7 protein-coding genes are annotated in these 12,644 nt (G+C 71.9%); 2 read left to right on the plus strand and 5 right to left on the minus strand.

Features of this window, described 5'->3' with window-relative positions; translation table 11 throughout:
• Positions 1–105 precede the first annotated feature (105 nt).
• The gene (locus AC0VYD_RS22000; protein ID WP_475477301.1) at positions 106–2,190 is read left to right on the plus strand and encodes a protein kinase domain-containing protein; all 2,085 of its coding nucleotides are present in this window, start codon (positions 106–108) and stop codon (positions 2,188–2,190) included.
• Between the two features lie 110 nt (positions 2,191–2,300).
• Here AC0VYD_RS22000 and AC0VYD_RS22005 read toward each other — a convergent pair whose 3' ends face one another.
• Positions 2,301–2,966 carry an aggregation-promoting factor C-terminal-like domain-containing protein gene (locus tag AC0VYD_RS22005; RefSeq protein WP_475477302.1) on the minus strand — a complete coding sequence of 222 codons (666 nt, stop codon included), beginning with the start codon at positions 2,964–2,966 and terminating at the stop codon, positions 2,301–2,303.
• A 44-nt stretch (positions 2,967–3,010) separates the two neighbouring features.
• Positions 3,011–3,727 carry an aggregation-promoting factor C-terminal-like domain-containing protein gene (locus AC0VYD_RS22010; protein ID WP_475480339.1) on the minus strand — a complete coding sequence of 239 codons (717 nt, stop codon included), beginning with the start codon at positions 3,725–3,727 and terminating at the stop codon, positions 3,011–3,013.
• Between the two features lie 456 nt (positions 3,728–4,183).
• Between AC0VYD_RS22010 and AC0VYD_RS22015 the strand changes: the two genes are divergently transcribed.
• Entirely contained in the window at positions 4,184–9,043 is a 4,860-nt protein-coding gene (locus tag AC0VYD_RS22015) for an SCO7613 C-terminal domain-containing membrane protein (protein WP_475477303.1), read from the plus strand.
• A gap of 194 nt (positions 9,044–9,237) precedes the next feature.
• Here the strand turns inward: AC0VYD_RS22015 and AC0VYD_RS22020 are convergent, their stop codons facing one another.
• The 3 genes from AC0VYD_RS22020 to AC0VYD_RS22030 form a co-directional block, all read right to left on the minus strand.
• Positions 9,238–10,596, minus strand: coding sequence for a PhoH family protein (locus AC0VYD_RS22020; protein WP_475477304.1), 1,359 nt, complete (start codon positions 10,594–10,596; stop codon positions 9,238–9,240).
• A gap of 306 nt (positions 10,597–10,902) precedes the next feature.
• Positions 10,903–11,664 carry an isoprenyl transferase gene (locus tag AC0VYD_RS22025; RefSeq protein WP_473038144.1) on the minus strand — a complete coding sequence of 254 codons (762 nt, stop codon included), beginning with the start codon at positions 11,662–11,664 and terminating at the stop codon, positions 10,903–10,905.
• A gap of 93 nt (positions 11,665–11,757) precedes the next feature.
• Complete coding sequence (locus tag AC0VYD_RS22030; protein WP_473038143.1) at positions 11,758–12,369, minus strand: sigma-70 family RNA polymerase sigma factor; 612 nt, start codon at positions 12,367–12,369, stop codon at positions 11,758–11,760.
• Positions 12,370–12,644 lie beyond the last annotated feature (275 nt).

Consider the following 12,644-nt stretch of genomic DNA (forward strand, 5'->3'; position numbering starts at 1 on the left):
CGGACGCGGGGTGCCCCGTCGCGCGCGATCCCGCCCCCGCTCCCGTTCCGTGCCCCACACGGCAGGAGCCTCCCCCGCACAGAGCCCGCTCCGAGAGGGCGACAGATGCCGAGCAACAACCACCCCGCCATCGCGAACCGCTACGTCCTGCGCCGGGAACTCGGCCGCGGCGGCATGGGCATCGTCTGGGAAGCCCACGACACCGCCCTGGACCGGGTCGTGGCGATCAAACAGGTCCTCCTGCCCGGCCACTTCACCGCCGCCGAACGCGCGGACGCCCACGCCCGCGTCCACCGCGAGGCACAGTCGGCCGCACGGATCAACCACCCCACGGTCATCACCATCCACGACGTGTTCGAGTTCGAGCACGACCCCTGGGTGGTCATGGAACTCGTCGACGGCGACTCCCTCCAGGACCTGCTCGCCGAGACGGGGGCCCTGCCCCCGGCCAGGGTCGCCGACATCGCCGAGTCCCTGCTCCAGGCGGTGCGCGCCGCCGACACGGCCGGAGTCCTGCACCGCGACATCAAGCCGGGCAACATCATGATGTCCGCCGACGGGCGGGTCCTCCTCACCGACTTCGGTATCGCCACCATGGAGGGCGGACCGAGCATCACCCGCACCGGGGCACTGGTCGGCTCACCCGAGTACATGCCGCCCGAGCGGCTGGAGGGCGGCCCGGCCGAGCACCGGGGCGACCTGTGGAGCATCGGCGTGACGCTCTACGCCGCCGTGGAAGGGGTCTTCCCCTTCCGCCGCGACTCCATCACCGCCGCGATCGCCGCGGTCGTCTCCGCCCCGCTCCCTCCCATGGCACGGGCCGGGTGGCTGGAGCCGGTGATCACCGGCCTGCTGGAGCGCGACCCCGACCGGCGGCTCACCGCCGACGGGGCACTGGAACTACTACGGCGCTGCCGTGACGGAAACAGGCGGGGTTCCCCTCCGGGCCGCAGGCGCGGAACCCCGGCGCGTGGCAGGCGCAGGTCCGGTGGCCGCAAGGCCGCGGACCGGCGCAGGGGTTCCAGGAGGACCGTGATGGCGCTGGGCGCGAGCGCGCTGGCGGTCCTGGCCGTCGGGGCCACCGTGGTCGTGCTGTCCCTGCCCTCCGGCAGCAGCGACGGACCCGCAGCCTCCACCACCTCCGAGTGCGGGGTGGGAACCTTCGACGCCGAAGCCGACCTGGACGGCGGCACCTGGACGTCACGCCAGGGCGGCGACGTCGTGTACGAGGGCGGCGACATGCTCCAGGCGATGCGCGCGGCGGTCGACAGCCTGGACCCGCAGCGCACGGAACAGCAGAGCGTGGCCGTGCGCGGGTCCGGCGTGATGCCCGCCGACGCCTCCCTCGACCTGCCCAGCCACACCTCGCTGGAGGTCTGCGGCACCATCGACGTCACCGGCGACTCCACCGACGACAGCGCCGCCGTGCGGATCCGCGACGCCCGGGACGTCTCCGTCCCCCATCTGTCCCTGACCGGGGCGCCCAACTTCGGGGTCCACGTCCGGACCTCGCAGGACGTACACCTCGGACAGGTCGACCTACGCCTGTCCGGCGGCCTCGGCGTACGCGTCGACAGCCGTGACGACGACTCGGTCCGCCAGGCGCGCGACATCACCATCGACGACGTCCACGTCTCCGGCACCAGCGACCACGGCGTGGAGACCTACGGAGTCGACGGGCTCACCATCGGCACGGTCACCGCCCGGGACACCGGCTCTTCGGGGCTGATGCTCAACGACACCGTCAACGCCACCGTCGGCGGTGTCGACGCCGAGGGGGCCGGCACCGGCACCGGGTACGCGGCCCTGCGCATGGCCAACCGCACCGGCCGCCTGGACGGCGGTTACGACACCAACATCCGGGTGGGCGAGGTCCGGGCGCGCGGCGGCGGCCGCGGGATCTTCTGCCTATCCGAGAGCGGCGGCGCCGTGATCGAGAACGTGGACATCGCCGAAACCGGCAACAACGCCGTCCTGTTCGAGAACTGCCACAACGTCACCGTCAGGGGCGGAACCGTCGCCGGTCCGGGGGGCATCCGGCTCGCCGCCCGCTCGGAGTTCGCCGACACCTCCGACATCACCTTCGAGGGCCTGACCCTGATCGACACCCAGATCGTCGAGAGCCCCTGCGGTGTGAACACGAGCGTCCGCGACGTCACCTGGCAGAACAGCCAGGACAACACCTGCTGATCCGGGCGCGCCCGGGTTCGGCCCCCGGTGTTCCCGGGTTCGGTGAACTGTCCGGGCAAGACGGGAGGCGGTCCCGGGACCGCCTCCCGTGGTCCGGAGGGGCCGGCCGCCTAGTACCAGCCGACGGACTGGGAGTGGGCCCAGGCCTCGCAGGGGGTGCCGTAGCGGCCCTTGATGTAGTCGATGCCCCAGGCGATCTGGGTGGCGGGGTTGGTCTGCCAGTCGGAGCCGTGGGAGGCCATCTTGCTGCCGGGAAGCGACTGCGGAATGCCATAGGCACCGGAACTGGGGTTCTGGGCCGTGTGGTTCCAGTTGCTCTCCTTCTCCCACAGGGGCTCGAGGCAGCTGTCGAACTGGTCGGAGCCCCAGCCCTGTTCCGCCACCATCTGACGGGCGATGCCCTTGGCGTCACCCGTGAACTCGGGCGTCTCCTCCGGCTCCTCCTCTTCCTCCTCTTCCTCCTCAATGTCGCTCCCGGTGGCCTGGGCGCTGCGCACCCCTTCGCCACTGGCAGCGTCACGCTGGGCCTGCGCGTCCATGCGCAGGTCCTGGAGTTCCTCTTCGGTCAGCGGTTCCGAGGCGGCGAAGAACTCATCGCCTTCGGTCTCGTCGGTGTCGGTCGCGGGTTCCTCGGACTGCGGCACGGCGGCACTGGCCGCCATGTCCGGTTCCACACCGTCGTCCGCGAAGGCGGAGACGGCGAACGTCGCGCCGGCGACCAGGGTGGCCGCACCGACCGCCGCGGTACTGCGCAGCGACATTCGGTTGAGTAGCACGGTCGCCTTTCCCAAAAGGGGGGTTATTGGCAGGGAAAAAACTATTAATACCAGTTGTTCGCCTGGGAGTGGGACCAGGCGCCGCACGGGTCCCCGTAGCGGCCCTTGATGTAGTCGATGCCCCAGGCGATCTGGGTGGCGGGGTTGGTCTGCCAGTCGGAGCCGTGGGAGGCCATCTTGCTGCCGGGAAGCGACTGCGGAATGCCATAGGCACCGGAACTGGGGTTCTGGGCCGTGTGGTTCCAGTTGCTCTCCTTCTCCCACAGGGGCTCGAGGCAGCCGTGGAACTGGTCGGAGCCCCAGCCCTCGTCGAGGACCATCTGGAGGGCGATCTCCTTGGCGGAGCCCGCGGGGACGGGGGCACCGCCGCCCGAGGAACCGGAACCGCCCCCGGAGGAACCCCCGGCGGTCTCACCGAAGGCCTCCTCGGGCTCGGGTTCGGGCTCGGGCTCGGCGATCTCCGAGCCGCTGCCGCTGGCGGACTGCACGGCCTCCTCGGCCGCGGCCAGCACACCGTCCCGGTTCTGCTCGCGCCGGTTCTCGCGCTCGGTGTCGTCGACCGCGGGCGGGCTCGCGAAGAACTCGTCCTCCGCTGCCGACGGTGCCTCCGTCGGCTCCGGGAGCGTTGCGGCGGAGGCGGCCTGCCGGGGGTCGAGTTCGCCCGTCTCCGCGAAGGCGGAGACCGTGAACATGCCGCCCGCGACCAGCGCGGCGGCTCCGACAGCACTCATCTGGCGCAGTGAGATCCGGTTGAGTAGCAAGATCGCCCTTTCACGTTGGCGCACGCGGAACAGCCCGGGGGTGTTCGCGTGGTGTGGGTGGCCGCCGTCGGACCGTGTGGCCCGTCAAGGTGCCGCGGAGGGGACGGAGGTGCCGTTCGACCGGCCGCGGAGCGGGGCTGCCACACGGGAGGGGGTCTCAGTGCAGCGAACTCAGCCTGCATCATCATCACGGTAAAGTAACGCCAGTTTTACTATGCCCTGGCTCACATCACGGAATGTGGGCATATGGCACAGCCCTGACCTGCATTCCGACACGAAGGGTAAACAGAGCGTCAATGCCGAACAGGTCTTTGTCACCCCCGCCCCAAGTGTTCGGGAGAGAGCAGGGTCACTGCCCCGGCAGTGCTCGCCCCCCGCTCCGGAGCGGGTCCGCGCCCGGGCGTGGCGAGTACCTGAGTATCCGTACCGATGCACCGGGTCCGGACAGCGGGGAGCATGGGCACCATGAACGCCCGAGGACTCCCACATCCCCCGCCGGGAGCACCGCGACACTGTCCGGACTGCCAGGCGGCGCTCACCCACTCCGCTCCCCGGTGCCAGCGCTGCGGGCTGGCCCTGGTCGGACCGACCGCACAACGCCTGTGGTGGATCGACTCCGAACTGCGGGCGCTGCGCGGGCGCGAGCGCGTACTGGCCCGGGAACGCCCCGGCGTGCTGGCCCAACTGCGCCGGGAGTCCGAGGCGCGTTCCCGGCCCGAGGGCCCCGAGCACCCCGCCCCCGCTCCGGCCCGGGCCCCGGCCCCCGTGCCGCACCCCGCAACGGAACGGCGCTCCGCGCCCGCGAACGCCGCCGAGGCCGAGGTCAGCCGACGCTCGGCCCAGAACGTCATCCTCGCCCTCGGCGGTCTCCTGGTCGGCATCGCCGCCCTGGTCTTCGCCATCTGGACGTGGAGCGACATGGGCACCGGCGCCCGTGCCTCCGTGCTGGGCCTGACCACCCTGGCCTTCGCCGTCCTGGCCCGCCCGCTGCACCGGCGCGGGCTGCACGCCACCGCTGAGACCTTCGGCGCCGTGGCCGCCGGGCTGCTCTGCGTGGACGCGCTCGCCCTGTGGCTGCTGAGCGACCGGCTCACCAACGGCCCCGGGTACACCGGTGCGGCCCTCACCGTGATCAGTGCGCTCCTGGTGCTCTACCCGGCCCTGGTGCCGCTCCGCTCACCCCGGATCCTGGCCGCCCTGTTCGCCCAGCCGGTTCCGGTGCTGCTGGTCATCGCGCTGCCCACCGACGGGAATCCCGGCTGGCTGCTGGCCCTGCTCGCCACCACCGCGCTGGTCGACGTGATGGTCGTCCGCCGGCTCGGCCTCCCCCGCCGGGGCGTACCGGTCCGGACCCTGCACGTGTCGGCCCTCATCCTGTGGGGTCTGGCCCTGGCCGTCACCGGTGTGGTCGTGCTCGCCAGCACCTCCTCCTCCGGTTCCGATCCGCTGGGCTGGTGGTCACTGGCCGCCACCCTGCTATTGGCCGGGGCCACCGGTCTCCTGCTGGACCGCTGGCGGGGCCCGGGACGAACCGGCCCGGGGCAGGACGTCACACCCCGCCCCCTCTCCGTGTACGCCGTCATCGGCCTGGGCGCCCTGGCACTGGTGCCGCTGGTCGCCGGACCCGCGCACCTGCCGGTGCTGCCCCGTCTGCCGGTCCTGCCGTGGAGCCTCGAACCGGCCGCGATGGCCGCCCCCGCCGTGGAACTCCTCCAGCTGGACCGGGCGAGCACACTGCCGCCGCTGAACCTCGTGTACCTGGCCGGGATCCTGGTCGCCACGGGGCTCGCACTCGGCACGGTCCGGCTGCTGCGCCGCTCCGCCCTGTCCGTCACGCTCTCCCTGACCGCACCGACCACGCTCCTCGCCCTCACCCTGCTCCTCGGTCTGCCGCAGGCCGTGGCGGCCGTGTGGGCTCTGGTGGTCGGCGGCTGCCTGGTCCTGGGGTCGGCGGTACTGCGCAGGTGGACGGGCTCGGTCCAGGTGGTCACCGGGACGCTGACCCTGGCGACCGGCCTGGTCTGGGCGCTGCCCGAGCGGTACACGACCCTGGCCTGCCTGCTGTTGCTGGCCGTCACCGCGCTGGTCTGCGCGGCCGGGGCACGCCGGTTCACGGAACCGGGGCGCAGCCCAGCACCGGGCGGCCGCGCCGCGACCCTCTACATGGGAAGCGTCCTGCTGTGGGGGCTGTCCCTGCTGCTCGGTACCGCCTACCTGCTCGGGAACCGGGGTGCGGACGGCACCGTCCAGGCCCAGTGGTGGCTGCTGACCGGGGCCGTGCTGCTGTGCGGGACGACCGCGCTGCTCCTGAGCCGGGTACGGGCCCCGTCCACGCTCCCGGTGTCCTCCCCCGGTCAGGACCGGCCCGCCGACCCGCGCCCGCTGTTCACCCTCGCGGGCCTGGCCCTGCTCCCCGGGGCAACGCTCCTGGCACTGCCCGAACGCTCACCCGCCCTGGCGCTGTTCTCCCCGCGCGCCTCCTGGTCGGAGCCGGCCGAGGCGATGTGGGAACCGGTGAACACCGTGCTCGGCCTTCCCGCGCAACCCGGGGTCCTCTCCGCGGTGGGTTCGGCCCTCGGCGTCCTGCTGGTGGGCGCGCTGGTGACCGGCCTGGTGGCGTTGATCGACCGCCGCCGGCTCCCGGCAGCGCTTGCACTGACCGTGCCGCCGACACTGGTCCCGCTGCCGGTACTGGCGGGGGCACCGTTCGCCGCGGCGGTCGTGTGGACACTGCTCGTGGGCGCCGCACCGTTCCTGTGGGCCTCCCGCCTCCGGCCGGGCGCCGCCTGGCTGCCCGGGGTCACCGGCCCGGCCACGATGCTGCTCGCCCTGGCCTGGTCCCTGCCCCAACAACACACCACGCTGCTCGCACTGCTCCTGGCCGCGGCGGTGGTCGTACTCTCCGCGCTGGCCCACCGCAACGCCTCCGCCGCCCCGGCGCGCTCCGACGCGGTCTCCACAACCGCCATCGTGTACGGGCTGACCATCGTCGCCTGGGGCGCGGTCCTCGCCTTCGGGTCCACCGCACTGATCGCCTCCGCGACCGCCGGAGCCCCCGGCCAGTCCCCGTCGTGGCTGCTCGGCGCTACCGCACTCCTCCTCGGCGCGGCCGCACTGGTACTCGGCCGCACCCGCGGGGAGGGAACCCCGAGCCCGTTCGGCATCGCGGCCCTACTCCTGCTGGCCGCCGTGCCGCTGGTCGCGGGACCGCGCGGCCTCCCCACGGTGCCGGCGCTCACCCGGGCCCGCGGCGTCTTCGAGGCACCGGCCTCCGCGATGCTGGAACCCGCACGCGCCTTCGTCGGACTCCCGGTCCCGGCCGACACCCTGACCGCCCTGGCGGCCGCCGCCGGGCTGCTGATCGCCGGAATCCTGTCCCTGGGTGCGGTGCTGCTCCTGGACCGCAGGCTGCTGGCCCCCGCCGTCGCCCTGGTCGGCCCGCTCACCCTGGTCCCGCTGCCGGTACTGGCGGGCGCGCCGTTCGCCGCGGCGGTCGTGTGGACGCTACTCGTGGGCGCCGCACCGTTCCTGTGGGCGTCCAGGCTGCGCAGCCCCGACGCCTGGCTGCCCGGGGTCACCGGCCTGGCCACGATGCTGCTCGCCCTGGCCTGGTCCCTGCCCCAACAACACACCACGCTGCTCACACTGCTCCTGGCCGCGGCGGTCGTGGTGCTCTCCGCACTGGCACGCCGACGCCTCTCCCCCTCCGGCGGGGCCGCTCCCGCTTCCCTCGCCGAGGAACGTCTCCTGACGCAGCTCACCTACGGGCTGACGGCCATCGCGTGGGGCGCGGTCCTCGCCTTCGGGTCCACCGCGCTGGTCGCCTCCGCCACCGCCGGAGCCCCCGGCCAACTCCCGTGGTGGCTGCTCGGCGCGGCCACCCTCCTGCTCGGCGCGGCCGCACTGGTACTCGGCCGCACCCGCGGGGAGGGAACCCCGGGCCCGCTCGGCATCGCGGCCCTACTCCTGATGGCCGCCGTGCCGCTGGTCGCGGGACCGCGCGGCCTCCCCGCCCTCGCCGCCTTCTCACGAACCCACTCCCTCCACGAAGCACCGCTCTCCGCGCTCCTGGAGCCCGCGCACGTGTTCGTCGGACTGCCCGCCCCCGCCGACACCCTGAGCATGTTCACCGTCCCGCTCGGGCTCCTGGCCGCCGGAGCGCTCGCCCTGGGCACGGTCCTGCTCCTGGACCGCAGACTGCTGCTCCCGGCAGCGGCACTGGTCGCCCCGCTCACCCTGATCCCGTTGCCGGTGGCGCTGGGCGCACCCTTCCTCGCCGCCCTGGTGTGGACCCTCGCGGTCGGTGCCCTGCTGCTGACCGGGGCCGCGCTGCTCCGCGGGAACCGGATTTCCTGGATGCCGTGGCTGACCGGGCTGTGCACACTCGCGCTGGCACTGAGCTGGGCGCTCTCGGAGCGCTACAGCACCGTGGGGGTTCTGCTGGCGGCCGCCGTGATCACGTCGGTCAGCGCCGCACAGGCCCGGACCCGGTTCGTGGCGACGGCCTCCACCTCGGCCGCCACGGCCGCCACGGCCGCCTTCTCCCTCACCCTGCTGCTGGCCCTGGACGCACCGGTCGAGTACGCGGCCTTCGGCCCCATCGTGGTGGCTGCCGCCGTCGCCGCGGTCGCCCCGCGTCTACGCGGTCCGCTCGTGGCCGCCGCCGAGATCCCCGCCGCGCTGTGGGCCGCCGCGGCCCTACTGCTCACGGTCCTCTCCCCGGCCCGCCCGGAACTGGTGGCGGTGGCCCTGGCCTCGGTCGGCGTGGTGAGCCTGGCCAGCGCGATCAGACCGGGCCGCCGATGGCTCGCGGTGGTCGGCGGTCTGCTGATGCTCCTCGCCCTGTGGACCGCGCTCGCCGCCTGGGACGTCGGCGTCCCCGAGGCGTACACTGTGCCGCCCGCGATCGCCTTCCTGGTCATCGGTTGGGAATGGTCGCGCAAGGCCGACCCGGCCCCGTCCAGCTGGCTGACCCACGGCGGCGGACTGGCTCTCCTGCTCGGGCCCACGGTGTGGCAGGTACTCATCTCCGACGACACGCTCTGGCGGCTCCCGGCCGTACTCGCGACCGGCCTGGCCGTCACCCTGTGGGGGCTGCGCCAACGCCGCCAGGCGGCCCTGTTCCTCGGCGGCCTCACCCTGCTCACCACCTCGCTGCGCGCCTTCGGGCCGCCCCTGTGGGAACTGACCCGGCTGATGCCCAACTGGCTTCCGTTCGCGGTCATCGGCCTGGTGCTGCTGTACGTCGGCGCCCGGTACGAAGCCAGCCTGGCCCGGCTGCGCCAGGTCGGAAAACTGCTGTCGCAGATGCGGTAGACCGTTTGAAGGCACCACCCACGCAGCCCCCGCACCACGGCGGGTCTCCCGCACCCTTCAACCAACAGCACCCCGGGGAGATCCCCAACCCCCACCCACACCCGGTGCGCCCGCCCACTGGGTGTGGGCGGGCGCACGTGTACGGGTCAGGGCAGGCAACCAGCGCCCAGCGCTTCGCGCTCAGCGCCCCGTGCCTAGTTCTCCAGCATCTCCGTGACGAGTGCGGCGATGGGTGAGCGTTCGGAGCGGGTCAGGGTCACGTGGGAGAACAGCGGGTGGCCCTTGAGCTTCTCGATCACCGCGACGACCCCGTCGTGGCGCCCCACCCGCAGGTTGTCGCGCTGGGCGATGTCGTGGGTGAGCACCACCCGCGAGTTCTCACCCAGCCGGGACAGCACGGTCAACAGCACACCGCGTTCCAGGGACTGGGCCTCGTCGACGATGACGAAGGCGTCGTGCAGCGAACGCCCCCGGATGTGCGTGAGCGGCAGGACCTCCAGCATCCCGCGGTCCATGATCTCCTCGATGACGTCCTCGCTGGTCACCGCGGACAGGGTGTCGTACACGGCCTGGCCCCAGGGCGTCATCTTGTCGTTCTCGTTGCCAGGCAGGTAGCCGAGTTCCTGGCCGCCCACCGCGTACAGGGGTCGGAACACCATCACCTTGCGGTGCTGGCCGCGTTCCAGGACGGCCTCCAGGCCGGCGCACAGCGCCAGCGCCGACTTCCCGGTGCCCGCGCGGCCGCCCAGGGAGACGATGCCGACGTCGGGGTCGGTGAGCAGGTCCAGGGCGACCCGCTGTTCGGCGCTGCGCCCCTTCAGACCGAACACGTCCCGGTCCCCGCGCACCACCTTCACCGACTTGTCCGCCTGGACCCGGCCCAGCGCCTTGCCCTGTTCGGAGACCAGCACCAGACCGGTGTGGCAGGGCAGGTCCCGGGCCTCCTCGATCTCGCTCTCCCCGGCGGAGAACAGTTCGCCGATGTTGTGGGCGGGCACGTCCAGTTCCGCCATCCCGGTCCATCCGTGCTCGATGGCGAGCTCGGCCCGGTACTCGTCGGCGGGGAGGCCGATCGAGGAGGCCTTGATCCGCATCGGCAGATCCTTGCTCACCAGGACCACGGAGTCCTCCTCGGCGCGCTCCTCCTGGATGTTGCGGGCCACCGTCAGGATCCGGGTGTCGTTGTCGCCGAGCCGGAAACCCGCCGGAAGGATCGCCGGATCGCTGTGGTTGAGCTCCACCCGCAACGTACCGCCCTGTTCGTTCACCGGAACGGCGACGTCCAGACGGCCGTAGGAGACCCTGAGGTCGTCCAGGCGGCGCAGCGCGTTGCGCGCGAAGTAACCGAGTTCCGGGTGGTGACGCTTGCTCTCCAACTCGGTGATCACCACCACGGGGATGACGACCTCGTGCTCGGCGAACCTGGCCATGGCCATCGGGTCGGCGAGCAGGACGCTGGTGTCGAGCACGTAGACGCGCGTGCCCTCTCCTACCTCCGCTCGGGGGGTGCTGGGGGGCTGGGTGTCACGGCGATCGGTCGAGGAACTAGCCACTCGTTCTCCCCTTGGGCACCACGGGGGTGCCCTGCTGTCACGGGATCATGGAGGACCGGGACCAGGCCCACGAGGGCCGGCTCCGGCCCTCCTCGCTGAAGTTCCGCTGTGACGCCGAAGTTCAATGAGACGGGGCCTCCCGAACGGGTGGACGAACACCACCCGCTGTTTCCGACGCTACGCGCCCAGGAGCCCGTTTGCCAGAGCCCGCACCCAGCACCCGGTGAACACCGCGTTACGAACCTGCCGTCGACAGACACGGCACGCTCCGCGGAACGGGTGCGGGAGGGGGGACCGGATCGGGGGTCAGGAGCCGAAGCGCCGGTTGCGCGCGCCGTAGGAGCGCAGTGCACGTAGGAAGTCCACCCTGCGGAAGGCGGGCCAGAAGACCTCACAGAAGTAGAACTCCGAGTGCACGCTCTGCCACAGCATGAAACCCGAGAGGCGCTGCTCGCCCGAGGTCCGGATGAGCAGGTCGGGGTCGGGTTGTCCGCGCGTGTAGAGATGCCGAGCGATGTCCTCGATGTCCAGGCGCTCTGCCAACTCCTGGATATCCGTGCCCTTGGCCGCCTCCTCGTGCAGGAGGGACCGAACCGCGTCAGCGATCTCACGTCTACCTCCATACCCGACGGCGACGTTGACAACCAGGCCCGGGTTACCGGATGTGGCCTCCTCCGCCTCCTTCAGGGCACGGGCGGTCGAGTCGGGCAGGACGTCGAGCGCCCCCACGGGCCGGGTGTTCCAGCCCTCCTCGCGCAGTCGGGCGATGGTCTCCTCGATGATGCGCACCAACGGGCCGAGCTCGGTCTCGTCACGGGTGAGGTTGTCGGTGGAGAGCATCCACAGGGTGACGACCTGCACACCGATCTCGTTGCACCACCCGAGCACCTCGAAGATCTTGTTCGCGCCGGCCTGGTGACCTTGCTCGGCGCCCGGGAGGCCGCTGCTCTTGGCCCAGCGCCGGTTGCCGTCCATGGCCACACCGACGTGCCTGGGAATCTCCTGACTGGTCAGGCGGCGTTCGAGCCGCCGTTCGTACAGCCAGTACAGGGGGTCACGGAGCCCCATTGGCGGAACCTCTCAGAGCTTGATCAGAAGACGGCGCACTCCTGTGGCGGATGTGCCGACGGGGATGCCTCCAGAGTAGTTCGCCCGGGGACGTCACGTCACGGCGAGCGACTTCCGCACGTGCTTACGGCCCTGGTGGATACGGGACTTCACGGTCCCCAGCGCGAGGTTGAGCTCCGAGGCGATCTCGTTGTAGTCCATCTGGCACAGGTCCCGCAGCACCAGCGGCGCCACCAGGTTGGGGCGGTCCTTCTCCAGCTGGTCGAGGGCCTCCAGCAGGTCGATCCGCGAACCGGCGATGACGCTGGTCGTGCGCGGGTCGCGCTGGTGCGGCATCCGCTCGGCCTCGGTGGGGAACTCGGCGGAACGGCGCTTCATGGAGCGGTAGGTCTGCCGGGCCGAGTTGGACACCACGGTGTACAGCCACGTGGTGAACAGGGAGTCGCCCTTGAAGCTGTCGATCTTGCGGGCCACGCGCAGGAGGGCGTCCTGGCACGCCTCCTCCGCGTCCTGGCGGTAGGGCAGGAACCGCGCGCAACGGCGCAGCACCTCGGGCTGGATACGCCTGAGCAGATCGTCCAGGGCCACGGCGTCACCGTGTTTGGCCCGTCGGGCGAGCTCCTCCAGCTCCTCGTCGACGTTGCTCGCCACCCTGCGACGGGGGGCGGGGGTCTCCTCGTGGTCCGAGTGGTCACTACTGCTCATGGCTCATCTCTTCCTGGCTTGCGACAGACGTCCGGTCCGTCCACACGGACGCGTGCGCGCCCGCTCCGAGAGGGTCACACGTCGATTCGACGCCCACGGGTCCCGTTCGGCTCCGACCTCACGGATCCTCACCTTCACCGTTCCGCCGTTCGCATGACGCGACCGGCCCCGAAGGCTCCTCCAGTTTCCATGCCCCGAAGGGGACGGCACCACCCGGAGAGGGGATCATATCCACGGAAGCCAACGTGAAGGCGCAGATGGTGTATTAGTGGGCA

The organism is Nocardiopsis sp. iso_40, from assembly GCF_056173285.1.